24 protein-coding genes and 3 pseudogenes are annotated in these 26,228 nt (G+C 54.5%); 6 read left to right on the top strand and 21 right to left on the bottom strand.

Translation table 11 applies throughout. The annotated features are described in order from the left end of the window. Positions 1-44 precede the first annotated feature (44 nt). Both TKWG_RS06075 and TKWG_RS06070 read left to right on the top strand, forming a co-directional pair. Positions 45-341: a CidA/LrgA family protein gene (locus tag TKWG_RS06075; protein WP_014750001.1), complete on the top strand. Its 297-nt coding sequence runs from the start codon at positions 45-47 to the stop codon at positions 339-341. A 30-nt stretch (positions 342-371) separates the two neighbouring features. After that, positions 372-1,054, top strand: a pseudogene (locus TKWG_RS06070) (LrgB family protein). 142 nt (positions 1,055-1,196) lie between these two features. Here TKWG_RS06070 and TKWG_RS06065 read toward each other — a convergent pair. The 9 genes from TKWG_RS06065 to TKWG_RS06025 form a co-directional block, all read right to left on the bottom strand. Continuing rightward, positions 1,197-1,946, bottom strand: a complete 750-nt coding sequence (locus TKWG_RS06065) for a sulfite exporter TauE/SafE family protein (RefSeq protein WP_014749998.1) — start codon at positions 1,944-1,946, stop codon at positions 1,197-1,199. Positions 1,947-2,009: 63 nt separating this feature from the next. Then, positions 2,010-2,459: a D-aminoacyl-tRNA deacylase gene (gene dtd / locus TKWG_RS06060; RefSeq protein WP_014749997.1), complete on the bottom strand. Its 450-nt coding sequence runs from the start codon at positions 2,457-2,459 to the stop codon at positions 2,010-2,012. A 3-nt stretch (positions 2,460-2,462) separates the two neighbouring features. Next, positions 2,463-2,888 (bottom strand): cupin domain-containing protein, encoded by a 426-nt coding sequence (locus TKWG_RS06055; RefSeq protein WP_081489379.1) that lies wholly within the window; start codon positions 2,886-2,888, stop codon positions 2,463-2,465. A 211-nt stretch (positions 2,889-3,099) separates the two neighbouring features. Further along, complete coding sequence (locus tag TKWG_RS06050) at positions 3,100-4,041, bottom strand: 2-hydroxyacid dehydrogenase (protein ID WP_014749995.1); 942 nt, start codon at positions 4,039-4,041, stop codon at positions 3,100-3,102. Positions 4,042-4,094: 53 nt separating this feature from the next. Then, on the bottom strand, positions 4,095-5,351 hold the full coding sequence (locus tag TKWG_RS06045) for an NAD(P)/FAD-dependent oxidoreductase (protein ID WP_014749994.1): 1,257 nt from the start codon (positions 5,349-5,351) through the stop codon (positions 4,095-4,097). A 65-nt stretch (positions 5,352-5,416) separates the two neighbouring features. Beyond that, a complete protein-coding gene (locus TKWG_RS06040) occupies positions 5,417-6,148 on the bottom strand; it encodes an amino acid ABC transporter ATP-binding protein (protein ID WP_014749993.1) in 732 nt (243 codons plus the stop codon). Further along, on the bottom strand, positions 6,145-6,798 hold the full coding sequence (locus TKWG_RS06035; protein ID WP_014749992.1) for an amino acid ABC transporter permease: 654 nt from the start codon (positions 6,796-6,798) through the stop codon (positions 6,145-6,147). The genes TKWG_RS06040 and TKWG_RS06035 overlap by 4 nt, the downstream gene beginning before the upstream one ends. 73 nt (positions 6,799-6,871) lie before the next feature. Beyond that, positions 6,872-7,624 carry a substrate-binding periplasmic protein gene (locus TKWG_RS06030; protein ID WP_322786603.1) on the bottom strand — a complete coding sequence of 251 codons (753 nt, stop codon included), beginning with the start codon at positions 7,622-7,624 and terminating at the stop codon, positions 6,872-6,874. A gap of 9 nt (positions 7,625-7,633) precedes the next feature. Beyond that, positions 7,634-8,266 carry a helix-turn-helix domain-containing protein gene (locus TKWG_RS06025; protein WP_014749990.1) on the bottom strand — a complete coding sequence of 211 codons (633 nt, stop codon included), beginning with the start codon at positions 8,264-8,266 and terminating at the stop codon, positions 7,634-7,636. 499 nt (positions 8,267-8,765) lie between these two features. Here TKWG_RS06025 and TKWG_RS26920 point away from each other — a divergent pair. Beyond that, positions 8,766-10,003: pseudogene (locus tag TKWG_RS26920) on the top strand (DmpA family aminopeptidase). A gap of 174 nt (positions 10,004-10,177) precedes the next feature. Here the strand turns inward: TKWG_RS26920 and TKWG_RS06015 are convergent. Continuing rightward, a complete protein-coding gene (locus TKWG_RS06015; RefSeq protein ID WP_014749987.1) occupies positions 10,178-10,981 on the bottom strand; it encodes an alpha/beta fold hydrolase in 804 nt (267 codons plus the stop codon). Positions 10,982-10,995: 14 nt separating this feature from the next. After that, positions 10,996-12,315 carry an MFS transporter gene (locus tag TKWG_RS06010; protein ID WP_014749986.1) on the bottom strand — a complete coding sequence of 440 codons (1,320 nt, stop codon included), beginning with the start codon at positions 12,313-12,315 and terminating at the stop codon, positions 10,996-10,998. Between the two features lie 172 nt (positions 12,316-12,487). Between TKWG_RS06010 and TKWG_RS06005 the strand changes: the two genes are divergently transcribed. Continuing rightward, positions 12,488-12,964, top strand: a complete 477-nt coding sequence (locus TKWG_RS06005) for a MarR family winged helix-turn-helix transcriptional regulator (RefSeq protein ID WP_014749985.1) — start codon at positions 12,488-12,490, stop codon at positions 12,962-12,964. A 79-nt stretch (positions 12,965-13,043) separates the two neighbouring features. Here TKWG_RS06005 and TKWG_RS06000 read toward each other — a convergent pair whose 3' ends face one another. The 6 genes and pseudogenes from TKWG_RS06000 to TKWG_RS05975 all read right to left on the bottom strand — a co-directional run bounded on the left by TKWG_RS06000 (position 13,044) and on the right by TKWG_RS05975 (position 19,578). Next, positions 13,044-14,018: a Bug family tripartite tricarboxylate transporter substrate binding protein gene (locus TKWG_RS06000; RefSeq protein ID WP_014749984.1), complete on the bottom strand. Its 975-nt coding sequence runs from the start codon at positions 14,016-14,018 to the stop codon at positions 13,044-13,046. A 73-nt stretch (positions 14,019-14,091) separates the two neighbouring features. Next, positions 14,092-15,225, bottom strand: coding sequence for an FAD-dependent monooxygenase (locus tag TKWG_RS05995; protein WP_014749983.1), 1,134 nt, complete (start codon positions 15,223-15,225; stop codon positions 14,092-14,094). Next, a complete protein-coding gene (locus tag TKWG_RS05990; protein WP_014749982.1) occupies positions 15,222-15,698 on the bottom strand; it encodes an acyl-CoA thioesterase in 477 nt (158 codons plus the stop codon). The genes TKWG_RS05995 and TKWG_RS05990 overlap by 4 nt, the downstream gene beginning before the upstream one ends. After that, the gene (locus tag TKWG_RS05985; RefSeq protein ID WP_014749981.1) at positions 15,685-17,373 is read right to left on the bottom strand and encodes an AMP-binding protein; all 1,689 of its coding nucleotides are present in this window, start codon (positions 17,371-17,373) and stop codon (positions 15,685-15,687) included. Before TKWG_RS05985 ends, TKWG_RS05990 begins: the two co-directional genes overlap by 14 nt. A 23-nt stretch (positions 17,374-17,396) precedes the next feature. After that, positions 17,397-18,292 (bottom strand): annotated as a pseudogene (locus TKWG_RS05980) (VOC family protein). Positions 18,293-18,315: 23 nt separating this feature from the next. Further along, on the bottom strand, positions 18,316-19,578 hold the full coding sequence (locus tag TKWG_RS05975) for an alpha/beta fold hydrolase (RefSeq protein ID WP_041709089.1): 1,263 nt from the start codon (positions 19,576-19,578) through the stop codon (positions 18,316-18,318). 112 nt (positions 19,579-19,690) lie between these two features. Between TKWG_RS05975 and TKWG_RS05970 the strand changes: the two genes are divergently transcribed. Then, positions 19,691-20,458 (top strand): TetR/AcrR family transcriptional regulator, encoded by a 768-nt coding sequence (locus tag TKWG_RS05970; RefSeq protein WP_014749980.1) that lies wholly within the window; start codon positions 19,691-19,693, stop codon positions 20,456-20,458. 337 nt (positions 20,459-20,795) lie between these two features. Then, a complete protein-coding gene (locus tag TKWG_RS05965; protein ID WP_041709087.1) occupies positions 20,796-22,241 on the top strand; it encodes a cryptochrome/photolyase family protein in 1,446 nt (481 codons plus the stop codon). A gap of 60 nt (positions 22,242-22,301) precedes the next feature. Here TKWG_RS05965 and TKWG_RS05960 read toward each other — a convergent pair whose 3' ends face one another. From TKWG_RS05960 to TKWG_RS05950, 4 genes are all read right to left on the bottom strand, one after another. Then, complete coding sequence (locus TKWG_RS05960) at positions 22,302-23,285, bottom strand: Csu type fimbrial protein (RefSeq protein WP_014749978.1); 984 nt, start codon at positions 23,283-23,285, stop codon at positions 22,302-22,304. A 1-nt stretch (position 23,286) separates the two neighbouring features. Further along, positions 23,287-24,828, bottom strand: a complete 1,542-nt coding sequence (locus TKWG_RS05955; RefSeq protein ID WP_171815129.1) for a fimbria/pilus outer membrane usher protein — start codon at positions 24,826-24,828, stop codon at positions 23,287-23,289. 74 nt (positions 24,829-24,902) lie between these two features. Further along, positions 24,903-25,643, bottom strand: a complete 741-nt coding sequence (locus TKWG_RS23560; RefSeq protein ID WP_050981544.1) for a fimbria/pilus outer membrane usher protein — start codon at positions 25,641-25,643, stop codon at positions 24,903-24,905. A 46-nt stretch (positions 25,644-25,689) separates the two neighbouring features. Continuing rightward, complete coding sequence (locus TKWG_RS05950; RefSeq protein ID WP_014749977.1) at positions 25,690-26,217, bottom strand: Csu type fimbrial protein; 528 nt, start codon at positions 26,215-26,217, stop codon at positions 25,690-25,692. Between the last annotated feature and the right edge of the window lie 11 nt (positions 26,218-26,228).

Raw genomic sequence — 26,228 nt, 5'->3', positions numbered from 1 at the left:
TATGCTCGTATCTCTACTTGTGATTGCAGTCTGCTACTTCGCCGGTGAAGAGTCTCAGCAGTGCACTGACCCTGCCGCTGCCCGGCCCTATTGTGGGCCTGCTCCTGCTGCTGTTGGGGTTTAAACTTTGGCCAGCCTTGTTTACGCTGATGGCCAGACATATACCGGCCCTGCTCTCGCATCTGGCGCTCCTGTTTTTACCGGCTACCGTAGGTATCATGGTCAGCTACAGATTGCTGGACGGATATTGGCCCGCCGTTATCACAGCTGTCATCGTCAGTACAGTCCTGTCGCTACTGGCCGGTATTCTGGTATTTCGTTATGCCGACAAGCAGCGTTAAACAGATGACATTCTTATTTTCGGAGTTGCCGTGTTCGCTGTCCTGACCGGTTTGCTATTAACGATCTTCGCCTATTGCCTGGCATCGTGGCTGTTCGCCCGCAGCGGTTATTTCCCTTTACTCAACCCGGTGCTGGTGGCCACCACGCTTATTATTGTCATCCTGCAACTGCTGAATATCGAATACAGCAGTTATCTGCAGGGCGCCCATTATCTGTCACTGTTGCTGGGGCCCGCGACCGTCGGACTGGCGGTGCCGATTGCCATGCACAGCAGGACCATCAAGAAGAAGCTGCGCCCCATTCTGCTGGCCCTGGTAGTCTCTTCGCTGGTGGCCGTGTGCTCATCTGTCGGTCTGGCCTGGTTGATGGGTGCCGACCGCAACATTCTGATCGGCCTATCGGTAAAAGCAGCCACCATGCCCATCGCGCTGGAACTGGCGCGTTCGCTTGAAGGCGCAGTTCCACTGACCGCGGCGTTTGTATTTTTTACCGGTATTCTGGGGGCGACCATCGGCCCTTCATTTTCAAATGGATGAACATCCGGCACGATGACGTGCGCGGACTGGCCATGGGCGTAACCTCCCACGTAATCGGCACAGCCACGGAATTCAAGCACAGCCAGGAAGCCGGCTCTTACGCCAGTTTGGGAATGAGCCTGAACGGCATCTTTACCGCTATTTTGATACCGGTGCTGTACTTTCTGTTCTTCTGAACGCCGATCAACAACCACCGGCCAATATACGCGCGCTCCTATCGAGCGCTGCGCATGCGGCGGCGTTGCGTTGGCAATATGGCCCCGCATTGCCGATGGTCCGATGGCGCTTGAAGGTGAACTTTAACGCTCACCCGCCTCTTCAGGCGGCAACAAGCTGCGGAACGGCCGAGGCAAGCAGCGCCAGGCCCGAGATCGTCAGCAGCATCAGCACAACCAGGCGGAAGCGCTCCGGACTGAATCCTGCATACACCCGGGTGCCAATAAAGGACGGGATCAGAATCGCCGGCACCACCAGCAGAAACATGGGCAGCATAGGTCGCGTTACCATGCCGGACACGATGTAGGACAGCATCGTCAGAGACAGCATGGAAAGATTGAAATTTTGGATAATGGCCCGCTGCGTATCACGATTGGAATAACGCAGCGTACACCACAGCGTCGGCAAAACACCGGAAAAACCGCCCAGTCCGCCCATGATACCGCCGCCCAGGCCCACGACGGTGTTGGCAATATTGCCGCCAAAGGTGATTTTGGGAAGCTGCCTGGCAAATATCATGATCGGACACCAGACGATCAGCAGGCATCCCAGCGCCGCCTTGAACATGTTCACATCAAGCATGGGCAATAGCATGACGCCCAGTGGGATGCCAGCCAGCCCGCCCAATACATACGGCACCAGCAAGCGCCAGTCAAAACCGCGTCGCAGCGATAAGGCACCCACGATCTGCCCGGTCATTCCGCCAAACACCGCCAGCACGGCAGCCAGGCGCGGATCCAGCACCCACGCCCATAGTGCCATGGACACCAGGCCAAAGCCAAACCCCGACAGGCCCTGTACAAACCCGGCTACCACCGCCCCCAGAACCACATAAAGATAAATCGTGTCCATCACCACCCTCTGCTGCAGATCGGTGCAAAGGTGGATCGCTGCCGAACCTCATTGCATCTGTGTTTATCGGTCACGACTGTCCAGCAAAATCGTGACGGGACCGTCATTGACCAGGGACACCTGCATATTGGCGCCGAAAACGCCGACCGGGACTGCCTGCCCCAGCCCCGCTGAAAGCTGCTGCACGAAGCGTTCAAAATACGGCTTGGCAAACTCGGGGCGTGCCGCCGCAATGTAGGAAGGGCGATTGCCCTTGCGTGTATCGGCCATGAGCGTGAACTGGCTGACGGCCAGAATTTGGGCGCCCGCATCAAGCACCGAGAGATTCATCACGCCGTTGTCATCATTGAAGATACGCAAGGCCAGCGTTTTGCGCAGCAGATATTGTGCGTCCTGTTCTGTATCGTCCTGGGCGATGCCAACCAGCAGCAACATGCCAGCCCCGATTGCAGAGACTTCAACACCATCTACATGGACACTTGCCTGACGCACGCGCTGCACCAATACCTTCATAATTCAGACATGCTCCAGCGTGGCCGTAGAAAATGTTGCCGGCGCGACCACTTCCAGCATTTCCAGATCGGCACTGTGGGCTATTTCGCGATGGCGGATGCCAGGAGGCTGATAAACCGAATCGCCCCGCTCCAGACGGACCACACCGGTCTGTTCGTACTCGAACTCGACCCAGCCTTGCAGCACATATACAAACTGAAAATCCAGTTGATGCAGGTGCGGTACGCCCGACGCTTCATGCCCATCCAGGGCGCGAATCACATGCACGGAATAAGCACCTGCCGTTGCCTGGGACACCCCCAGATCGCGGTACTCAAAGAACGCCCGTAGCCCGCCGTCGAATGTCGCGTCTTTCAGACGCGATATGATGGCTTGCGGCGCGGGTGATGCAGCCGGATGTTGCGGTGTAGGTGCTTGAGCAGTCGACATTGATGGCTCCCCATTGGTCAGATGGTCGTTTGCGTATCGTATGCGTTTCATTATTCTGCCCGATTGTAACGCCAATGGCGCAGCCACACCGCGTTTGCACAGCAGGCCCGCATAGTCTGATGGGGGCTGAACTCGGCTGATCACTGACCCGGCAATACGCCAGCCGGTAAAGCGGTTGACCCGGTTGAACGAATGTATTGCCTGGAAATGATCAGTAACCCGTATCTCGGATGACTTCACCACTGATTGGTTTGCCCTGCAGCGCATCCTGTAGTTTGCCGCGAATCTGCCTGATTGCCTGGTAATGATTGGTGGGTCCGGAAATATGCGGTGTCAGGGTGATGCCCGGATGGGTCCAGAAAGGATGGTCGCCTGGCAACGGCTCTTCACGAGCCACATCAAGAACGGCTCGTGACAGATGCCCGGAGTCCAGCAAAGTGATCAGATCCGCCTCCACAAGATGTTCACCGCGACCTATATTCATTAGCACGGCGCCCTTAGGCAAGTGTCCCAGCGTGTTACGATTGAGAATATTGCGCGTCTGGTCGGTCAGTGGCAGAACGTTGATCAGAAACTGGCTTGAACCCAGAAAGCCCGCGAACTGCTCTTCACCATGAAAGCTCCTGACGCCCGGTAATGCCTTCGGGCTGCGCGACCAGCCCTGAACAGGATAATCGAGCGCGCTTAAAGCCTGCGCAATCCGCGCACCAATTACGCCCAGTCCCATAATGCCGATCGTGCAATGTTGCACTGGTGTCTGTTCTGCTCCCTGCCACAGGCGACTTTCCCTGTGCTGCTCATAAACGCCGAAATTACGGGTGATGCCCGACAGATAATGGATGACATATTCAGTCATGGGATTGGCCAGCCCCGCGTCTTCCAGGCGGATAATGCGGGTGGTGTCGGCAATCTCGGGTTGACGCAAAATAGCGTCAACGCCTGCGCCCATATTGAATACCAGATCCAGGGCGCGATAACGTGCGAACAGCGCAGCCGGCGGTTTCCAGACGATCGCAGCGCGCACATCCGGTGTCGGCGATGGTGCCTGTGGGTCAAAGATATGGGCATCCAGATCAGGAAAGTGCTGCTCAATCACCTTCAGCCATTTCTGCGCGGCGGCAGCGCTTTCCGATGCCAGTACAACGGGAATCATATATTGTCCTGCTTTTAGTCAAACTCGATAATAAATAATCAACAGCCGCAAGCCTAGCTGCGGCTGTCCAGATAACGGTACCACGAAATCAATGCCCCCACATAAAGCTTGCGCAGTCCATAAAAAGGCAACCGTTGCACCGGAGTAAATGGTACAGGAAGCGCAGCTTCATTGCCCGATTGCAAATAGCTCGCAATGGCTTTGCCCATTGCAGTCTGCAACCCAATGCCTCGTCCCTGGCAACCGATATTGAGGATCAGGCCGGGTTCAGGCTGATGTAAATGCGGCATGTAGTCCTGCGTCACCGAGACCCTGCCACACCAGTAGTATTCAAATTCAATATCCTTCAGTTGAGGATAAAGCAATGTAATGGCCTTTTTCAGATGATCCCAGTCCTGCTTGCCGCGCGGTTCACGAAAGGGTCCCCGACCGCCCATCAGAAAGCGCCCGGTATGGTCCTTGCGAAAGTAAAGGAGCAAATTGCGTGTGTCCGACACGGGCTGACCCTGCGGCAAAATGGTTCTGGCGATATCATCAGGCAGTGGCGCGGTGGCCACCTGATAGGTATTGGGATCGACCACCGTCTCTTTCAGGTCCTTCCAGATGCCATCACTATACGCATTGGTGCAGACCACCACGCGACGGGCCTGCACGACATGACCGCCAGCGGTGGTCACCTGCCAGCCGCTGCCTTTTCTTTCAATGGACTGCACCGGCGTGCCGGTATGCACCGCCACCCCGGCTGCAATCGTGACGCGTGCCAGCTCGCGCACATAACTGAGTGGCTGCACAGAGCCGCCGCGCTCGTCGAACCAGCCGCCATGATACTGGTCCGTACCCAGCAGATCGGCAACGTCGCTGCGCGACAGGGGCCTGACGGGCGCATCGCGTTTTTGCCAGTCGGCAACACGTTTCTGTACAATCGCCAGCGCGGATTGCGAGTGCGCCGGTTGTATCCAGCCATTGCGCGTATGCGGCACGTTCAATTTGTATTGGTCAATCAATGAGAAAACGGTACTGGCGGTGGTAGCGGCAAACTCAATCAATTGTCTGCCGCGCTCTGCTCCATAGGCACTCAGCAACTCCTCGGGATCTTTTTTCAGCCCTGGCACCAATTGCCCGCCATTGCGGCCGGAACCGCCAAAGCCGATTTCTCTGGCGTCGAGCACCATGCACTGTCCGCCCGACTGCGCCAGATGCAGCGCAGTACTCAGGCCCGCATACCCGGCGCCAATAATCAGCGTGTCAGTCTCGGCAGCGGCGTTCAGTGGGCTGGTTAGCGGAGGCGCGACCGCAGTATCGTGCCACAACGCAGGGCCAGAGGAAACCGGTTAGCTGGAAACATGAGACGTCCTTAAGTACAAATGCAATATAGTCAGAATGGGTGCAGAACCCGCCGCAGAAAATCCTGGGTCCGGGGATGTTGCGGGGCATTGAGGATATCCGTGGCCTTGCCTTGCTCCACAATGACCCCCTGATCAAAGAACAGCACGCGATCGGCCACCTCTTTGGCAAAAGCCATTTCATGGGTCACAACAATCATGGTCATGCCTGCGCGCGCCATATCGGCCATGACATTGAGCACTTCGCCAACCAGCTCCGGATCTAGCGCGGAAGTGGGTTCATCAAACAGAATGGCCTGTGGCTCCATGGCCAGCGCCCGCGCAATCGCGACCCGCTGCTGCTGTCCGCCGGAAAGCTGCTGCGGATATGACGACAGCTTGTCTGCCAGGCCGACCTTTTCCAGATACTGAGTCGCCGCTTCCCGCGCCTGTGCGCGTTCGACGCCTTTGACATAGATAGGCCCTTCCATAACGTTTTCCAGCGCAGTGCGATGCGGAAACAGATTGAAGCGCTGAAACACCATGGCCACTTCCTGGCGAATCTGCCGCAGATGGCTGCTCTTGCGGTCGACCAGTTTCTCGTCAATGTGGATAGCCCCTTCTTCGTAGCTTTCCAGACCATTGATACAGCGCAGAATAGTTGATTTTCCCGAACCCGACGGGCCGACAACACACACGACTTCGCCGTTTTCAACTTTCGCATTAACGCCGCGCAGAACATGATTCTGGCCGAAACGCTTGTGAACATTTTCAAGTGTGATCATGCTTTCTTCGTCCGTTTTTCCAGGTACTTCACAAGAAAAATAAGTGGCATGCACATCACCAGATACATGATCGCAACCATGGTAAACACAGTCACATTGTCAAAGTTCGAGGTCGCCAGCAATTTTCCCTGCATGGCCAGCTCGGCCACGGTAATGGTTGAAGCCTGGGACGAATCCTTGAGCATCATGATCATGGTGTTGCCATACGGCGGCAAGGTAATGCGCACGGCCTGAGGCAGAATTACTCGCCGCATCATGGTTGCCCAGGTCATCCCCATCGATTGCGACGCCTCTACCTGACCATGATCAATGGCTTCAATCCCCGCACGAAAGTTTTCCGACTGGTATGCCGAGTAGGCGACGCCCAGGCCAAGAATGGACGCCTGAACGGCATTGACATCGATACCGATATCTGGAAACACGAAATAGACGTAGAACAGAATAACGATAATCGGAATGCCGCGAATAATGTTGACGGCACTCTCACTTAGCCAGGCCAGCCAGCGAATGCCGGAACTGCGCATGAGTGCCCAGATCAGGCCCAGCACAGTTGAGAGCAGCAACGAGCCTGCCGTGACAATAAGGGTTGCCTTAACACCCTGCAAAAGCACAGGAAAATACTGGGCAATGCGTACCGACAATTCATCCATAGGGAACCATTAATTCTGTTGCATAAGAACGCCGCAGCGCTGGCACGCATGCGTGCCGGCACGAACGGCAAGATTATTTTTCAAGTTTCCACTTTTTCAGAATGGACGCAATGGTGCCATCAGCCTTAAGCGCGTCAATCGCCGTATTGAGTTTCTGCTGCAAATCAGCTTCGCCCTTGCGTGTAATCAACCCCAGGTCGCGCACAACGACTGGCTTGTAGCTTTCCACCAGGCGCACGTTCTTGAACATATTGTTACTCAGATACGCCGCAGCAATCGGCTGATCCACCAGCACGGCCTGCACCCGGCCTTTTTCCAGATCACGCATCATATCGGTTGAGGCGTCATACAGCTTCACATCGGTGACCCCGGCCTTCTGCGCCGGTGCTATATAGGCGGTGCCGATCTGAATACCCACGGTTTTATCCTTTAGTTGCTCCAGGCTGGTGTATTGCGTTTTGTCGCTTTCAGGTACGACCAGCCCTTCTCCGTAGCTGAAGATGGTATTGGTATAGTCAATAATTTTTGCCCGTTCGTCTGTCTTGATCATGGCAGCGGAAATAATATCGATCCGTTTTGATTGCAACGACCCGATCAGAGCCGAAAACACCATGGGACTGATTTCATACGTAAAGCCGGCTTTCTTTGATACCGCATCAATCACATCGACCATCACGCCTGCAATTTTTCCTGACTTGGCATCCAGATAGGTGAAGGGCATGCCGGTGGGCGTCGAGCCTACCTTATAGTTGTCTGCAGCCAGTGCAGCCGAGCCGTTCAGACATGCCGCCAGCATACATACAGATAACAGTTTTTTCATTCCCATGAAGTTCTCCTAGTCCCTTTCGGGTTTGGTAATAACCCACAGCACACATGTGTCCTGATCGGTCGGATTGTTCCACTTGCGTGGCATATCGCTCGTATAGCAGAACGTATCATTCTGCTCGAGCTTCACGTAACGTTTGTCAAACCACAACTGCAATTGTCCGTAGATCACCAGTCCGCTGATCTCGCCGCTGCTCGTGGTGATCCATTCATCACCTGAACTGCCGCCTGGCTGGATAATCGCCTGATACATATCCACCGAACGACAGCGCGAAGGCGTGATGATTTTCTTGATGATCTTCTTGTCTTTCATCACCACCTGTTTGTGCGAAGCGGCCCTGGCAACCCAGCCATCGGTCTGCTCATCGGTGCACTCAGTGTTGCTCAGCAATTCGCCAAGTGAAATATTGAGCGCCCCCGAAATACGGTTCAGCATATTAACGGTCGGAGAGGTCATGCCGCGCTCAATCTGGCTGAGCGAACCAATTGAGACATCCGCCTTGCGTGCGACCTGCTCCAGGGAAAGATTTTGTTCGCGCCTGATCGCTCGCAGTTGCTGCCCCAGCCAGAAATCGACAAATGAGGCGATCTTGCCGGTGAACCGCGCACCAGAAGGTGGCGTAACGGTGTCCATGATCTTCATCCATTGTGTCCGTTATATGGAAAATGAAATTTTCATTATTATGAATAATATACACATTTGAAATATTCAACGACCGGGATTACCCTAAATGGATCCACTCATCAGGTGAAAAAAGATCCTGCTGCGTCTCGCAGCACACTGGCAGTGCTGCCAGGCAATGGTGCAGTTTTTCTCATGGCCTTACCTTCATCCACCAGCCAAAGCGACCAAGGGTAATGTTTGTTCCATCGCTCGCTTATTGCATAAATTAATAGCGCATTCAATGCGTCGGACTGTCCTCGTTGAGTGGCGCAACATACTGATTATCAAAACTGCCACGGTCACTGATCAGCTGCGCAATCATCAGGACAATAGCCGCATCTGCCCGCTCGCAAACGACGCATAGCTGCACCGGATTGCGTCGTGCATGCAAAAAACGGACCAGCCTGGTGCGCATGCAATATTTTTAATGCTCGTTTTTCAGAGTTAAATTATAGTTGTGATTTTTGGGGAGATTACAATGCGAAGTGCAGCACCAAAGCTACTTTCAATTATGCTAGCCTCTGTCCTGGCCTGTGTTCACGCACCGGCGCTTGCCAATGACAATGACAACCGGCCACGGGCGCGCGATATCGGCCTGATCAGCGGTGTCCTGCCACCTGGCAAATTGAATGCAATTACAGACGTCAACGGCGTTCTGGTTGGCCAGACCACACTGAACAAGGGCGACAATATCCGCACCGGCGTCACGGCGATCCTGCCTCATGCGGGCAACCTCTTCAAAGAAAAGGTGGCTGCCGCTGTGCATGTCGGAAACGGGTTCGGTAAACTCATGGGCTCAACCCAGATCAGCGAACTGGGTGAAATCGAAACACCCATCCTGCTGACCGGAACGCTGAACGTGCCGCGGGTGGCCGACGCCTTGCTGGACTGGATGCTGGCACTGCCGGGTAACGAGGACGTACGTTCAGTCAATGCCGTGGTGGGCGAGACCAATGATGGCCAGCTCAATGACCTGCGCGGTCGCCACGTTGGCCAGGAACACGTGTTTGCCGCATTGAAATCGGCCAGCACCGGCCCTGTCGAAGAAGGCGCGGTTGGCGCCGGCACCGGCACAGAGGCCTCGGATTCAAGGGCGGCATCGGCACGTCATCGCGGGTAGTGCCTGAAGGCGCAGGCGGCTATACAGTGGGCGTGCTGGTGCAGACCAATTTTGGCGGCGTGCTCACCATGAACGGCGCCCCGGTAGGCAAGGAACTGGGGCGTTACTATTTGAAGGAAGTACTCGAAGGTAAAAAGGTCAGCGCGCATGCGGGCAATGGTGCGTTGACGCTCACGAAGAACGATCCGATCCAGCTTGATCATGTTAGTGATCGCGCCGATGGCTCCATCATGATGATTGTTGCCACCGATGCACCGCTGGGTAGCAGAAATCTGGAACGGCTGGCCAAAAGAGCAATGCTCGGACTGGCCCGCACGGGATCGCCGGCGACCAATGGCAGTGGCGATTATGTGATTGCCTTCAGTACCGCGCCACAAAGCCGCATCAACTCATCCGACGCAGTACGGGAAATAAAAGTGCTCGGCAATAACGCCATGTCCCCGCTCTTTCTTGCGACGGTAGAGGCAACCGAGGAAGCCATTTATAACTCTTTGCTTAAAGCAAAAACAACCACAGGCAGGGATGGCCGCGTTGTGGAAGCCTTGCCGATAGACAAAACAGTGGAGATTCTTAAAAAATATGGCGCAGTGAAATAGGATCGGGCCCGCACAGAAGTGGGGATATGGCCGCTATCCTTATGGCGGCCATATCCATTAGACTGTTCCCGCAAGGCAAGTCGCACCCCCATACTCTTTTGATCCGGTAGCCTGACAACAACGGGATGGTATTTATCGGCCCCGCTCTGGTCAGGTATAGGATGCCGCTGTTGCTTACTGGACGCGGTTTTTTGATGGCAAATGTTTATTGAGAAAGCCCGCAACGACCTGGTTGAATGCCTGCGGCGTTTCGAAATAGGCCGAATGCCCGGCAGCAGCGTAGGTATACGTTGCACAACCTGGTATGAGTGTCGCGGTATGTTCGTGACTACCCGGCACAAGAAAATCATCGTGCGCGCCGCCTGTGATGATTGTAGGCACGCGATAGTTCGTGAAATCCTCAGGATGCAATTTGACCGTATCATCCATCATCGTCGCAGAGTCAAACCCAGGTAATGGGTTAAGCGCCTTGATCTGGCTATACAACAAAACGAGCTCAGGTTTGCTCTGTAATGTTTCTCTGTTCCACCCTATTCCGGCCCCACGTCCGAACGAGCCGCCCATGAAAACGTCGCTGCCTTTTTTCAGAACGCGCCAATTTTCTTCCGAATAGGCCGGCGTAGGCGAACCGTTGATATACAGGCAGGAGACGCGCTCGGGCGAACGCACCGCGATTGCAAGCCCGGCCCAAGCGCCCAGCGATTGACAGATAAACGCGGCATGCTCCAGGCCTTCGGCATCCAGGACGGCCAATATATCATCGTGATAGTAACGAGGATGAGCCAGCTCCGGCAAACAAGGGGAATTTTTAAACCCGCGCAGATCGACAGTGATCACCTTGTAATGCTGTGCAAAAAACGCCACTTGATTGAACCACGCCATGGTGTTGCCGCCACCGCCGTGAATGAAGATTAACGGATAGCCATCGCCATGCACCTCATAATAGAGTTTGGCGTCCTGAACGTTGATTTGAGGCATGATAATCTCCTTTGTTAAATAGTGACACTGGCGGCCGCGACCGGCGCAGCAATGGGCTCTGGCGCTTCGGCGCGTGGCATGAGCCAGATAGAGACCAGAGAAAGCACGTTCATCGCAATAACATAAATGACTGGCGAGGTCGGGTCGCCTGTCACCGAAATGAGCCAGGTGAAAATGACTTGTGCAGTACCGGCAAAAAGCGCAGCGCCCAGACCGAAAGCGGTGGCCAGGCCAGTTGCACGCACCTTGCGTGGAAAGGATCTGGCGATCAGTAAAACAACCAACGCAGCGCTTGAAGCCTGGAACGCAGTCAGAAGCGCCGCACCTCCTAATAGTGCGAATGCACTTGGCGCCTGCACCAGCATTAGCACCAGCGGATAGATCAGCAGTAGCAAAAGCACTCGTGGCAAAATACTAATCAGACGTAAACCGAATCGATCGCCCAGCCATCCCCCCAGCAGCGCAAAAACAAGCGTACTTGCGCCGACCGCGAAGTTGGCCAGCTGAGCCGTTGCCGCAGGCATGTGCAAGGTGTTGATGGCGAAAGAGGTAAGGTAGATCAGAAAGTATTGCGCAATGGTAATTCCTGAGAATGCCCAGATAGCCAGCAGCAAACTGCCAAGGTGGTCACGCATCAGTGCTTTGATCACACCACCTGTCGTCGCATGAGCAGTCTCGTGGACAAGCGTCTCGTTCAGATTCCGGCGAATATAGATGCCAACGGGAATAATCAAAATACCCATTATGAAAGGTATACGCCAGCCCCAGGACTGCGCGTCTTCTGCAGACAACAGGCGCGCAACGCCATAGCCAATCAGACCAACCAGGATTGAAGCCGCCCCTTGGCTAGCCAGTTGCCAGCTGCCAGTCAGACATTTTTTGCCGGCTGGCGCCGCCTCATAAAGATAGACCGTGGATGCACCCAGTTCCCCGCCAGCGGCAAAGCCCTGCAGCAACCGTGCGAGCACGAGTAACAAGGGCGCAGCAACACCGATTTCGCTATATGCGGGAATCAAGCCAATTGCTGCCGTACCCAGGGCCATGAGCGTGATGGTAAGCGTCATTGCCGCCTTGCGCCCATGCTTGTCTGCGTACGCACCCAGCAAAAGCCCGCCCAGCGGACGACTGACGAAACCAACCCCAAAAGTAGCCACCGAGAGCAACAGGCTCACATAGGGGTCTGTGGACGGGAAAAATTTCTGGCCGATAAATACGGCGAATGCGGCGTAAACGCCAAAATCATAGAACTCCAGCGCGTTGCCCAGCACAACGGCAAAAACGTTGCGCCCGCCCAATCTACCGCCCTGCTCTGCTCCTTCACTGCTTGCTGACATTGCCTTCTCCTTTATCGTGATTATTTGTCTTCAAGTGCATTCAATGACTTGTTGCTGACTATCATAGGCAAACTAATTATAATTGTCAATTACAATTATAATTAGTTTGCCGGCTCAAATGACTTACATAGATGAAATAGCGGTAACATGCTGCTGACCATCAGGAGAAGGGATGAAGAATTACCTGAACTATAAACTCGACATTCTGAGCGCAGTCGCCAAGCGCGATGCGGATCAGATCTACCAGCGCGAATGCGGGCTGGATGTAAACCATTTGCGCTTGTTACGCCTGGTCAGTTTCTACCCTGAAATCAATCCGAGCGAACTTGCTGACCGGGCTCGCCTGGATCGCCCCAAAACGTCGCGCATGCTCGCCCGGCTTGTTGACCGTGGCTTTGTAGTCAAACGCACCACCGAGCGCGACGGGCGACAGGTGCGCCTGGCGACGAGCCCGCAAGGCCAGATCCTTATTGAGAAAGCCAATCACATCGCAACAAATCTCGAACGCGCCTTCCTGGCACCCCTGACTGCAAAACAGCAAACTGAGCTGGCCGATTGGCTGGACAAACTGACCCATTGGGTTGAATCCGGCGGACTCACCCGTTCGTACGAAACAGATGCAGATGAATTGGAAACCCGAGGGCAATAGCAGGCGTTGCTCCGGCAAACACGATGGACAAGCGACAGATCGGCAGGGCCAGGACTCATCCTCCCTGCCGGCTTGCCGACTAGTCCAGGGCAATATTAGCCTTCTGCACAATCTGACCGAAATGCGCCGAGTCCTCATTTACCGCGCGCGCCAGGCCGGGGGCATCGACAGACCATGCATTAAAGCCAAAGGTTTCAAATCGCTGCTTTATGGCGGGTGTGCGCAGCGCTGCGGCGATCGCCGTGTTAAGACTCTCAATGACCGCTTGCGGTGTACCTCGGGGAGCGAACGCAGCTACCCACGTTTTTAGTTCGAAGTCCTGCGGCCCCCCTGCCTGTGCTATCGTGGGCACATCAGGATACGCCGCCAGGCGGGCTGGGGCTGCCAACGCAAGAAACTTTACTCGCTTTGCCTGATACAGATTCTGTACTGTCGCTGCTGTGCCGAAAGCCCAATCTACATCGCCATTGGCCACTGCCGCATACAATTGCGACAAATCCTTGAATGGAATGTGCGTCATGCTCATTTGCGTACGCTGCTGCAAAATCGTCGACCCGAGATGTGCAACGCTGCCTATCCCCCAGGTGCCATAGGTGAGATGTCCATTCGCTTTGTGTGCGGCACCGATCAGGTCCCCGACATTGCGCCATGGAGAGTTGGCTGAAACAACAATAAAAAAGTGCGTCGAGTAAATGGGCGCCGCGGCGACAAAATCCCGTGCAGGATCAAACGGCATTTTTTTATACAGATGAGGATGCAGCGTCATATGGGTGTTGTCCACGATCGCTATCGAATAGCCGTCTGCAGCAGACCGTTTGACCTCGCCCAGCGCAAGCCAGCCGTTGGCGCCGGGTTTATTCTCGACAATAAACGGCTGCTTCCATGCCGTCGATAATTGCTCGCCTATCATTCTTGCGACCGTGTCCGGGCCGCCTCCAACCGAATAGGGCAAAACGGCACGAACACTGCGCGTCGGATAGGATGAGGATTGTGCCTGCGCCGAACAGGTCAAAACGCCCAGGATGAGCGTTGCCAGAGTAAGTATTTTTTTCATGTCTCCTCCAATTGAATGGATGGTTATCGGGTATGTTATTTAATTGTTTACGTCATATGCAAACTGTGGGAAACTAGGCTGGGTGCCTTACTTCATAGGCAGCAGTAAAACCCGGATCGCGTTGACGCAGATCCTCATGACTAACCTGCCCGGTGCGTCTCATATAATCGTAGGCAAAGGACACCGGATCCAGATGCATCTTGTCCGCGACGTTCTCGTACCAATCCAGGCTACGCGCTGCTGCATGCTGGAAATTGGATGAAGCCTGCCTGCGCCGGGACTCGAATACGCCAAATGCGGCCTGGACATCACCGGGATACTGGCGCAGCCCCTCATTCAATGCAATGGCATCCTGCATGGCCATGCGGGTGCCTGAGCCCAGCGAAAAATGAACCGTGCGCAAGGCATCACCCAGCAACACAATATTGCGGTACGACCAGTTTTCATTACGGACTATATTGGCTTCAAACCACAGGGAACGATTGGTCAGCAATTCGTTCGCCCCCAGATCGGCACGAAAAACCTCGGCACAATAATGGCGGCTCTGCTCTTCGCTCGCCACATCCAGGCCGGCGCGATGCCAGGTATCCGGGTCAACTTCGACCAGAAACGTACTTAGCGTCGCACTGTATTGATAACTGTGTGCGATGAAAATGCCGTGCTCCGTTTCACGAAAGATAAGCGAGACCGGATGAAAGCGCTGATGCGTTCCATACCAGGCGAATTTATTGCGACGACGCTCAAAGCTGGGGCAGAACTGATCGGCAAATTGCTTGCGCACGGCGCTATTGCTGCCATCTGCCGCCACCACCATATCGGCTTCGGCTGCCAGCTGTTCTATATTGTCGATGCGGCAATCGTGCTCGATGTGCACGCCGGCCCGCAGACAGGCCTGTTCCAGGACGTCCAGCATATCCAGTCTTGCGGTGCGTGAGAAATGATTGCCGTGCACCTGTACACTCGTACCCTGATGAATAATCTGCATATAGTCGCAGCGCTCGTGATGCGCCACGAATGTATCGAAAAACTCGGGATCGGCCTCGCGCAGGAAAGCCAGTCCCACGTCGGAAAATACCACGCCCCAACCATAGGTAGCGCCTCGGGGGTTTTGCTCATAAACGCGTATCTCATGACCAGGATCCTGTTTCTTGGCCAGCAGAGAAAAATACAGGCCAGCAGGTCCGGCGCCGATAACAGCAATCTTCATTGGTTCGTACTCCCGTATGGTGCCTGCTGTTCGCAGTCACGTTGATAACCAACCAGCGCAGCGCGCAGTATCTCGGGTAAGACAATGGCCCGACGCTCGCCGCGAGCTACGCAAATGGGCGTCAATCGTGCATCGAAAGCCGCCTGGCCACGCACACTGCCGGCGATGTGCAAGGTATACGTTCGCTGACTGATATTCTCAACATAGACAGCCATGTCAAACTCTTCGTCAGGCCAAAGTGAGGCGCGAAAATCAAATGTCAATGCACGCGTTGGCGTGCCAAAGCCATGCTCATCCTTTACGCGCTGAGGTGTTCCACCCAGCAGTTTTCCGTAAAAGAGCTCGGCCGCCGAGATGACATACTCGCTGAATGTGACGGTATAGACCACTCCGGCAGGATCGCAATCGCCCCACTTTACCCGTCGTCGAATCACAAACGGCGCGTCGTTCACTACGTACTCAGTACTTATCATTATTTTCCTCCGTGCCTTGCCGGGCTTCGCGATTGAGTAAATCTGCAATCATTCTGCGCAACATCATCTTGTCCAGCTTGCCCACTTTGGTAACCGGAAAGGCTTCAATAACCTCCACACGTTCGGGGCACTTATATTTGGCCAGACCCTTTTCAACGAGGAACATCATCAATTCATGGACAGTCGGCGCAGCGTATCCTGGCCGTACGGTGACAAAGACGCAGCCTTTCTCGCCATAAATGGGATCCGGCATGGCGACCAGGCGTGCTTCGGAAATGGCCTGATGTGCGCTGACCAGTGCTTCAACCTCTTCGCAGCCGATCTTCTCGCCGCCACGATTGATGTTGTCCCGCAGTCTGCCTTCAAAGCTGTAATAGGACTGGCCATCTACAATCCGTTCTATCATCATGTCACCGGTTCGGTAAAAGCCATCAGACGTGTACGCCTGGACATTGGCTGTCGGAGCGTCGAAGAATCCGGGAATGGTCGCCGGACCGCGAAAACACAATTCGCCCATCTGCCCCGATTCAACCTGCACTTCAGTGCCTGGCGCCAGTAATCGAATTTCATCGCCGGTACAACCCGAGCGGCCCTGGGTTTTGTGGCGGATGTACGGCGGCGCACTGGCCGGTGAGCCAAGCAGCAGGCCCTCGGTAATACCAAACAGGTTGGAGCACGGAATGCGCAAATGTTCTTCCAGCCTCTCGGCTGCGCTCATCGTCATAAACAAACGCAACGACGACAAGTCATGCTGCGCCAGTTCGGAATAGGCCATCAATTGCGGTGCAATCGGTCCGATTGAAATTGCCCGCGTGACCCGGTATCGCTCAATCAGCGTCAACATAAGCGGCACATCGACCCGGGGCATGAGAACCGCCGACACGCCCATCGCGATGACCGGCATCAGGACATACACCTGAGCGGCATTGTGCAATAACGGTAAAGCCCAAATGAAACGATCATCTTCGCCAAGCTGATAGTTCTTTGCACAGGCAAGTGAGTGCGCGATGTACTCAGCATGAAATCGCGGAATGATTTTTGGAATGCCGGTCGTACCGCCAGACAACTGGAACGCCAGTACATCCTCGCACCCAGGCGCATTCTCGGCGACGATGGTCTGCGCCCGCGCCAGCGGCATGGCGTCGATCAACTCACGCATATCGTTGCCGGCCGATGAATTGCCGCGTGCCACCACCAGTTGTGTCAATCCTGCATGGTCGGACATCATTCGCTGAGCGAAGGCAACCAGATCAAAGCTGCCAAAGTCAGCCTGAACAAAGTATCCACGTGCGCCAGACTGGCGGACCAATTGACCAATTTCCAGTTCCCGGTGCTGCGGCAGAGAACAAACCGGCACGATGCCCGCTTTATAACAGGCCAGCAACGCAATGACGGTCTCAAGCGTAGTACCCATCTGAAAAATGGCACGATCACCAGGTTTAAGACCCAGGTTAAGCAGCGCCGCAGCCAGCCTCTCGGTTTGCTCATCCAGTTGTGCAAACGTGACGCTGCCTTGCTCTGTGATAATCGCTTGTCGTTCACCACACCGACGCGCGGTGGCCTGCAGCAATTGACCCACTGTCTGTTGTTGCCACGTACCGTTGTCCAGCCAGGCGCGTGCTCGCGCCCGTTCATGGTAGATAACACCCTCTATGGGGTAACGAATATTTTGCATTTTTGTTGTCTCCTGCCAATAGATCACGCTGCCGTGGGCACGATCAGGACCCGGTCGCGGTCCAGCACTTCAATGACACCGCTGACGCCGCCTGTAAACAAGCCATACCAAACTGCCGGTTTCATTCCAAGCGTCTTGCGGCGAAATTCCAGCGGCTGGTCCGCATAAATACAATCGAAATATTCATGCTTGACGACCTGACAATCATCGCGTTGTTCTGCGTCGCGAACCAGCGGCGCAAATTCTTCGACGCAGGGTACAAAGATGCGAACGCTGCAGCAGGCATCTGGCCCATTGCGCCTTGGTTCTCCAGCAACATTGCCTTGCGGGCCCATACTTCATCAATATGCCGGATGCGCTCGCCCTTGGAAAGCGCGCTATCTTCTGCCTGTATTGCAGCCTGCATCGTCAGGTCTGCGTCAACTTCGTCAACCCGTCCCAACGGCCTCAATTTACGGGTAAATTCAATGAAATAGCCATTGGGGTCGCGAACATAGATCGACTCGATCACTTCATGGCGCGTTTCCACGGAGACCTCCAGCTTTGCATCCTCAAGCCTTTTTTTCCAGGCTTTGAGCTCGTCTTCACTGCGCACCAGCCAGGCAGTATGCGTCGCGTCTGCAACATGATCTTCCGGCAAAGGCCGCATACTGCTGCGCCCTTGCATAGTTTCAGGTTCGCTTGAACCCAGATAGTAAAAAAATGCGATTGTGCTGCCGTTGCCACTATCGAAAAAGAAATGCAGAAAATCCGGATGGCTCGCAGGCCCCCAACCGCGAGCTGAAATAACATGGACCAGACGCAAGCCAAGCACATCGCGGTAAAACGCGACCGTCTCGCGCAAGCGCCAGGTCGGTCTCGCAGTATGGTCAACGCCATGCAGCCGCAGTGCACCAGGCGTATCGTGAAAAACAGTCATGTCAAATCTCCATTAGGCATTAATCAAAGAAAACGCGCCTGCAGCCAGCGGGCCAGGTCGCGACCAGCCTGGTAGCGTCCGGGTTCTTCATTGTCCGCCAGGGCCCGACCATGGTGATCGCCGCGAATGCGAAGGTGCTGCTTGTCCTGCGCCGCCAGTGCGCTATAGATCGTCTGTACGTCACCTGGAAAGCAGGCCTGGTCGCCGGTGTATTCGATCACCAGCGTTGGTATGTCGATGGCCGGGGCGGTACGCGACAGACTGGCATTGGATGAAAGCGCCGACCAGGTCGAGAGCCAGCTCTCCGGTGTACAGAAACGTGCGAAACCAACAGCGCCATAGTTTGATGAATATGGATTTTTGCCCCACAAGGAGCCCGGATGGCGGTCAGAGGGATCGAGACTCAGATCCAGGCAACGCAAGTCAGCATCGGTTCGCCAGACGATCAGCACCGGTGTATGAGCGGCCAGCCGTTTGTCATCTGCAGCGCTGTCAGCCTGCGTTTTCACCCGCTCTCGCGCCTTCAGTCGCGTGTCGATCATCCGCTGCGCGGCCGCGTCCAAACGGGCAACCCTTTCGTGCTGGCCGGCACGATAGCGTTCGATAAATTCTAGTGAATAACGCGCCTGTCCATTCGGTTTGTAGCCATTGGCGGGATCCAGCGGATCCAGGTCAGATACGACAGACAGGGCATCACTCTCCTGCGCTACAGACGGGTCAATGCAATTCATTAACAATGCCCCCTGCCCTGGATGCGGGCCGACCAGAACCATGCCCTGAATCCGCGGCATATCCAGCTGGCCCAAACCGGTCCGCTTACCTGCTGGGCTGCGCGCAATACGTTGCGCCCCGGGCAGCACAGATTGTTCAGCGTAAAGCGAATACAATCCCGCCCCACCCGAATTACCCAGCAGAACAATATTGTCGAAGCCCTGTTCACGCAGAAAGGTCAGGCCAGCGGTGACATCATGCAATGCGAACTCATGTTCCAGGCGCAAATCATTGCCCACTGATCGTGCTCCCTGAGACCAGGCGGCAAAGCCGGCCGCAACAACATCTGGAATGAGGTAGTGGCACGCCATGAACTCACGCGGATGCATGATGCATACCACTGTCCTGCATCGCTTGCCGGCTGGCTGGTACAGGGAGCCCGAGGTGGCGGCGCCATCGGCGCAGCGCAGGACCACGTTGCGGGTCGAAGTGCCCGCTGGTAAATCACGTGGATTCCAGTCCGTGTTCAGAAACCCAGCGGTAGCCGAATTTGCAGAAGGGTTTGTTGCCACAATCGTTCTCCTTTACAAATATCATTTCAGTGTTATTTGACACATTAGATAATTATTTGACTTTAATGTCAATTAATTTTTAATATTTGACGAATCCGTCAAATCAAGGAAAATAATGGTCTATACAACCGGCAGCCAACTGGGGTTTAATGGCTGTGTTGCGACAGGGAGTACGACAGTGAACGACATTTCTACAAAGGCTACGCTCAAGGGAGAAGCGCTACGCAGTGCCATCCTGGATGTAGCAGCAACGCTTTTCATTGAGCGGGGCACCGGCGGCACCAGCATCCAGGACATTGCCGAAGCGCTGGGATTGAGCCGTACCGCGGTGTATTACTATTTCAAGAACAAGGAACAGATTCAGCAATCACTCACAGAAGAAGTGCTGAGCGCGGCGCGCAAGCTGGCCGGCGACACGGTTGCCCGCGACGATCTTGACCCGGTGACAGCGTTGCGCGCGCTGGTCACCCAACACGCCGACCTGATTCTGTCACGCCCTGCAGAGTTCCGGGTGGCGGATCGCACCGAGGCCGATTTGTCACCAAAACAGCGCATATCCGTGCAGAATGCGCGCCGTAATGTGCTTGAAAACTTCAGCCACGTCATAGAAAGAGGGATCAGGGAAGGCGTGTTTCGCATGGTCGACGCACATGTAGCCGCCTTCAGTCTGATCGGCATGTGTAACTGGTCGGCCTGGTGGTACAAGCCGGAGGGCAGACTGGATCGCGCCAACGTAGCCGAAATCATGGCTGACATGGCGGTCAATTCGTTGTTACGCGAAGCAGCACGACGACCGGAAGTGCCGGATGTACGGGAATCGCTGCGTTTGGTACGTGAGGACCTCGATTATCTGGAAAAATTGGTTCTGTCCGACAGCAAGTAGCTCCCCAACGGAGATCCAGCCTGCCCTGCTGCTTTGTTGAGCCAGGTTGATATCTCAATTGTGATCAAATCAAACACAACGTGTGATGTCCGAACTATCGATGCATGCCCGCCCGCTTGCGGCAAGGCGGCAGCAAGCGGACGGAATTACCTATAGTACGCCTCTCTGGCCCCGTGATTGATCTTTGGAAACAATGAAGACCGGGCGGAATCGGCCAGGTGCCCGCCACGCAAAGGACTGCCGGATAAGAACACCAGCACAAGAGCGGTTCAATGTATTTTTCCGGAAATTCAGTTAAGCTCGTGTTTCCACGATTGTTGATCACAAAACCTGACCCATGAAACAATATAGCCGCGGTTTAATGTGGTTCCGTCGTGACCTGCGCATGACTGACAACCGCCCCCTGTTTCAGGCGCTGCGTCAATGTGAAACGGTGTTTTGCCTGTTCGTCTTTGACACCCACATTCTTTCTACCCTTCCCCCTGACGATCGCCGCGTAGCCTTCATTGATGCATGCCTGGACGATCTGCAGCGCCAATTGCAGCAAGCCGGTTCGGGGCTGATCGTGCGTCACGGCACACCGCAGCAAATGATCCCGGACATCGCACAGGCGTTGAACGTAGAGGCGGTATTTGCCGGCAGCGATTACGAGCCACAAGCAAAAGAACGCGATCGGGAGGTGAGCGCCAGGCTGGCAGCTGACAACCGTGAATTTTTTCTATTCAAAGACCAGGTTATTTTTGATACGGACGAAATACTCAACGGACAGGGTCGTCCATACAAGGTATTTACGGCTTACAAGAACGCCTGGCTAAAAGCCTTGCGCAGTGAGCACTACAGCGCGGCACCCGTTGAAACGCTGACATGCGCGCTGGCCCCTGTCCCGCAAGCGCTGACACAGCGCCCTTGCCTGAAAGATATCGGCTTCATACCGCCAGCGCAGCCGGTGCCGATGGCGGCCGGCAGTAGCGCCGCGCAGGAGGCTCTCCAGGACTTCCTGCCCCGCATGAATGCCTATGATGCCAAACGTGATTTTCCTGCTCTGCGAGGCCCAAGTTATTTATCTGTGCACCTGCGGTTCGGCACCCTGTCGATCCGACAGTTAGTTAAGGTCGCTTGTTCGGCCATGTCCACAGGCAGCCAAGGCGCAGCAACCTGGCTCAGCGAACTGATCTGGCGTGATTTTTATTTCATGATCCTGCATCATTTTCCGCAAGTGGCCGACCACGCATTCAATGCCAAATACGACGCAATTGAATGGGAAAGCGGACCGCAAGCCGAGCGCCACTTTCTGGCATGGTGCCAGGGAAAAACCGGCTATCCGATTGTCGATGCCGGCATGCGCCAGCTTAATCAAACCGGCTACATGCATAACCGCCTGCGCATGATTGTTGCCAGCTTTCTGACCAAGGACCTGGGCATTGACTGGAAACGGGGCGAACATTACTTTGCATTAAAGTTGAATGATTTTGATCTGGCAGCAAACAACGGCGGCTGGCAATGGGCCGCCTCCACCGGCTGCGACGCCCAGCCCTATTTCCGTATATTCAACCCAATCACCCAATCGCAGAAATTCGATCCGGACGGCAAATTCATACGCCGTTACGTGCCCGAGCTCGCGGCATTGTCCGACAAGCACATCCATGCCCCGTGGACGGCAGCCGATCATGTCCTGGCGGCTGCACAGATTGAACTGGATACAACGTATCCGCGCCCTGTCGTGGATCACAAGGCGGCGCGCAGAATCGCGCTGGCCAGGTATGGGGAATTGACAGATAAGTAAGATCCGGGCACCTCGATAAAAAGCGTGCTATCCCTAACGCCGCACGCCACCATCTGCAATTTAATACGTGATCGTGACAGTAATCGTATCTTTATAGTTGGCCGCCCTGAGTCCGGCCTGTGGCGGGACTCTTCCATAGACCGTCGCATTCTGCGTTACCCCTGTAGCCACACCGGCAAGCGTTTCTGCCGTATTGAGCGTCGCGCCCCAGCGCTGGGAGCGCGCAGCATCTTTGTGCAACTCGTAATTGATAAACTGACCATCGCCGGCCTTCATGCGCCGCTGATTGCCCACCGCATACAAACCGTTGTTCAGTCCGATTTGATACGGCGTTCCTTTGGTGCAGGATGAGGCGATAGTAGAGGTTGACGTTACGCTCGCAGGAAAATTACTGGGATGGGTACCGAAATTCAACGGCTGAGCGCTGATCTTACATGCGCTGATCAATCTTGCTGTAATCGGAAAAGAGATATTTGCCGGTGTTCCGGTGATCGTGCATGAACTCTGTCCTATCGCGGACACCAGCGCCATTTTGACGATAACAGGCAGCGTCGAGTTGTATTGGCCCACACTTCGCTGCATAAACGGGTTTGCAGCAGCAAGCCGGCCATACACCGTCACCGAACCGGATGCGGTCGGCCGTACCCCAATGGCGTAAGGTCCGTGATGAATGACGACAGGTGGGCTGGCTGAACCATACACATTACCAAATACAGTCGTTCTGTTGGGATTGGAATAGATGTTATATGATAGTTTTTCAGTAGTCGTTGTCGTATGGGTCAACATGCGGTTGGCCACGTCGGCATCTTGCGGGCCACGGCCTATTTCGACGCATACTCTGATGTAACTTAACAGAGTAACCAGTGAAGAGCAACTGTAATTGATCGTCGCATTGACATCGAGTGTGCCCGGCGTAACTGGGTTGATATTGCCAAAATTAAGGGAAGTAACATTTGCGGTGCAGTTTGCCTGCGCACGCTCGGTCGCAAGCAATGAGCCGAAGATGCACAGGAACGAGAGAAAAACCAGCTTGAGCGGACGCATTCTATTTACTCCCTGCATACCAGTGCCCAAGCCTTGGTATTGTGTCTTCAGTATTAATGTAATCGAACTCGATCTGGCAATCTCCGGACGCTGATCTTGCACGTACCTGATTATGCGACTGCAATTGTTCCAGGTAGGCAATGCCATCGTAGCCCACAACGGTCTCTGAGCCGCCGTTTAGTACAATGGGGGTCCCCAACGGCAAAGGCTGCCCGTTGCGATCATGCAGAATGACCGTTGCCGCACGGGCCGGCGCCACCTTGAAGAGAACACGCGTACCCGATCCTCTTTCTGGTGCGACTGTCGTGTTTACTTTATCAATCATCATATTGGCCGGCAGTACCGACGGATCAATCGAAATCTGGTTCTTCTGATATGAATTCAGTGGCGTCACAATCAGCAACCCGCTGTTGTTAGTTGTACCATATTTGCGATTTTCGAGCTGGACGGGCACGTCCTTGACGCCATTGGTCGAGACCACTGCAAACCCATCGGTAATCTGCCGGCTGGCGAATACACCGCCAGACATCAGCACCAGAGATCCCGTCGTATTCGCGTATGCGGCGTTATTACCCCTGTCGCTCTGGATCCCCGCAGAATATTCACCGTAACGGCCGCGATAGTTTGCACTGGCATACAGGCCTGCAGATTGTCGTTCGTATTGCGTCTGAAGCGTCCAGGACAATCCTTCATCGTCTTCAGACCGACGGAACAGACTGGCCGTATAGCGATTGGTATCGTTGAGCGCCGTCGCCGACACATAGGCTGAATAGCGTTGATCAAAATTGAATGAGACCCCCAGAAAAAGAGTCTGGCGCCCGGATTTGCTCAAGTCCTTGTTGTAGTTCAGCGCCACATTTACTGTGTCAGTAATCTGTTTGTTCCAGTAGACATTCAGGTAGCGATCTGCCGGTTGTCCGAAATACTTCAGGTTAATGTAGCTGACGCCCAACTGGCCCCATTGATCCATATTGACTCCAGCCGAAAAAATCCGGTTGGATTCGGGTACTTCTGAACCGTACAATGACGCAACGTCACGATATGTCTTCTGTGCTTTTTTCAGATCAGCACTCACATGAAAGCGACTACCCTGCCATTGATACCCCCAACTGTACATACTGCCCCTGACATTATTATGCTTGCTGCTTGCATATGAGCCAGACACCACGCCGAACTGGCCCAGTCTGGCATTCACGCCCGCACCGTAGTTCACCAGCTTCTTGGTGCTTTCGGCATGAGCTTCAGCGGTAATTGCATCGGTCACCCCGTAGCGAATGGAACCGGAATACATTGGATCATGGCCGTAATCAAACGATTTAATCCCGTAAGATTTACGCACATAACCGGCCTCGATAGACCAGTCTGCCAGTCCTTTTTTCAGTAATGTCGTGCTGTTGTAAAATGGCAGTTCTACTGCGCGTTGCTTGCCCATTGCATCAGTCAAAACCAATGTGGCATTGCCTGCCCCGCTGATATAAGGCATGGTCTGAATATTGAAGGGACCAGCCGGTACCTCTTGTTCAAACTGTTTGATGCCATTCACATAGAGTTCCGCATTCGACGGAATGTCTGCAGAGCCCAGAAAGGAAGGCAAGGGTGCGGTGGAAAAGTACGGCTTCAGGCAAAATTGCGACTGAGTTGAATACCGCCAATGCGCGTAGGACGCGACCATGGTACAGCTGCGGTATGCGTGTCGCCCAGCCGCAAACTCACCGCGCTGCCCGGCCAGGAGGTTTCCCATTGGGTATCTAAACGAACCACATCTTTTTGCCACTGGCTTTGCTGGCCGCCTGTCTCTCTCTTGAACAACGCGGTGCTATTTAAGACCCCTAACGGACTGAAAAACCTTAACTCTGAAAAAGCACTGAGTGATTTATAGCGATTTGTTGAATACCAGGCGTAAATGTCATAGTTCAGCAGCAACCCCGTGCCGGAAGAAACTTCAATATCGGGAGAGATTTCATTAGTTAGTTCCGTCGCCTCCAGATCCAGCGTATCTAATGGTGCCGTCATGGACAGACGCTGCACATCCTGGCTGTAACGGTAATTGAGTTGATCAATATCATCCAGTGGGATGGGCGCCGAAGAATCATCCGGCACGCGAAACCCCAGGCTGCGCAATACTTTCGGGTTTCCTGACAACTTGCCGTCTTTTTCAATGAATGGAGTTAAATTACCTATTGGGTTGCCGTTCAGTGTTACGTCCAGATAAACGGTATTGAATGCACTCTGCGTGCTGACGTCCGCGTCCTTGTGCCGAACAGGCGGGGGGATATGCTGTGCCCGCGCCCAATCGGCCAGGGCACAGAAAATTATCAGCAGACCAATAGCCTTCCACGCCCTTACCCATTCAACCATTCGCAGCCATGTTATATTCCAGGAACATAATCTTCAAACAGCCGTGTCAGAACGTCACTGTGGCAGTAATGGTGTCTTGATAGTTCCCAACCGTGTAATTCGTACTTGGGACCCGTCCGTATACGGTGTGCGTAGCCTGTGCACCTGTTCCGGTTGCCGCTTTGGTGTTCGTATCCAGTGTATTACCCCAAACCGTTGCGTAGCTTGCGTCCTGATACAGTTGATAGGGTACATAATCGGCAGTATTATCCGGCGTGGTACTGACACCAATCATCCTGCGGGTATTAACATCACCAGCAGCACCAGCATTAAGTCCTTCATTCAGGCCTAACTGATAGGCAGCACCGTTAGTACACGTGACAATCAGATTGGTTGAACCTGTAACCTGTGTCTGAAAGGAGTCATGAGAGCCGAAAGCCAGCGTTGGCGCCCCATTGCCCGCCGTGCTGATATTACAAGAAGGGGTGATCGAAATAGTGACATCAAATGTTGTGGTATCGGTTGCTGCGTGAGCGGCTAAAGTACTCAGCGTAACCGCCGCTCCAACACCCACGGCAATTATCTTGGCTTTCATTGTTGTTCCTT

The sequence above is a fragment of the Advenella kashmirensis WT001 genome, assembly GCF_000219915.2.
Taxonomy (GTDB): Bacteria; Pseudomonadota; Gammaproteobacteria; order Burkholderiales; family Burkholderiaceae_B; genus Advenella; species Advenella kashmirensis.
The sequence above is the reverse complement of the archived record's forward strand: the minus strand, read 5'-3'. Positions and strand labels throughout refer to the sequence as shown.

Bases quoted from the DNA above. Each gene is read 5' to 3' on its own strand.
- TKWG_RS06065 (WP_014749998.1), bottom strand. From the start codon at position 1,946: ATGGACACGATTTATCTTTATGTGGTTCTGGGGGCGGTGGTAGCCGGG.
- dtd (WP_014749997.1), bottom strand. From the start codon at position 2,459: ATGAAGGTATTGGTGCAGCGCGTGCGTCAGGCAAGTGTCCATGTAGAT.
- TKWG_RS06055 (WP_081489379.1), bottom strand. From the start codon at position 2,888: ATGTCGACTGCTCAAGCACCTACACCGCAACATCCGGCTGCATCACCC.
- TKWG_RS06050 (WP_014749995.1), bottom strand. From the start codon at position 4,041: ATGATTCCCGTTGTACTGGCATCGGAAAGCGCTGCCGCCGCGCAGAAA.
- TKWG_RS06040 (WP_014749993.1), bottom strand. From the start codon at position 6,148: ATGATCACACTTGAAAATGTTCACAAGCGTTTCGGCCAGAATCATGTT.
- TKWG_RS06035 (WP_014749992.1), bottom strand. From the start codon at position 6,798: ATGGATGAATTGTCGGTACGCATTGCCCAGTATTTTCCTGTGCTTTTG.
- TKWG_RS06030 (WP_322786603.1), bottom strand. From the start codon at position 7,624: ATGGGAATGAAAAAACTGTTATCTGTATGTATGCTGGCGGCATGTCTG.
- TKWG_RS06025 (WP_014749990.1), bottom strand. From the start codon at position 8,266: ATGAAGATCATGGACACCGTTACGCCACCTTCTGGTGCGCGGTTCACC.
- TKWG_RS06015 (WP_014749987.1), bottom strand. From the start codon at position 10,981: ATGCCTCAAATCAACGTTCAGGACGCCAAACTCTATTATGAGGTGCAT.
- TKWG_RS06010 (WP_014749986.1), bottom strand. From the start codon at position 12,315: ATGTCAGCAAGCAGTGAAGGAGCAGAGCAGGGCGGTAGATTGGGCGGG.
- TKWG_RS06005 (WP_014749985.1), top strand. From the start codon at position 12,488: ATGAAGAATTACCTGAACTATAAACTCGACATTCTGAGCGCAGTCGCC.
- TKWG_RS06000 (WP_014749984.1), bottom strand. From the start codon at position 14,018: ATGAAAAAAATACTTACTCTGGCAACGCTCATCCTGGGCGTTTTGACC.
- TKWG_RS05995 (WP_014749983.1), bottom strand. From the start codon at position 15,225: ATGAAGATTGCTGTTATCGGCGCCGGACCTGCTGGCCTGTATTTTTCT.
- TKWG_RS05990 (WP_014749982.1), bottom strand. From the start codon at position 15,698: ATGATAAGTACTGAGTACGTAGTGAACGACGCGCCGTTTGTGATTCGA.
- TKWG_RS05985 (WP_014749981.1), bottom strand. From the start codon at position 17,373: ATGCAAAATATTCGTTACCCCATAGAGGGTGTTATCTACCATGAACGG.
- TKWG_RS05970 (WP_014749980.1), top strand. From the start codon at position 19,691: ATGGTCTATACAACCGGCAGCCAACTGGGGTTTAATGGCTGTGTTGCG.
- TKWG_RS05965 (WP_041709087.1), top strand. From the start codon at position 20,796: ATGAAACAATATAGCCGCGGTTTAATGTGGTTCCGTCGTGACCTGCGC.
- TKWG_RS05960 (WP_014749978.1), bottom strand. From the start codon at position 23,285: ATGCGTCCGCTCAAGCTGGTTTTTCTCTCGTTCCTGTGCATCTTCGGC.
- TKWG_RS23560 (WP_050981544.1), bottom strand. From the start codon at position 25,643: ATGGTTGAATGGGTAAGGGCGTGGAAGGCTATTGGTCTGCTGATAATT.
- TKWG_RS05950 (WP_014749977.1), bottom strand. From the start codon at position 26,217: ATGAAAGCCAAGATAATTGCCGTGGGTGTTGGAGCGGCGGTTACGCTG.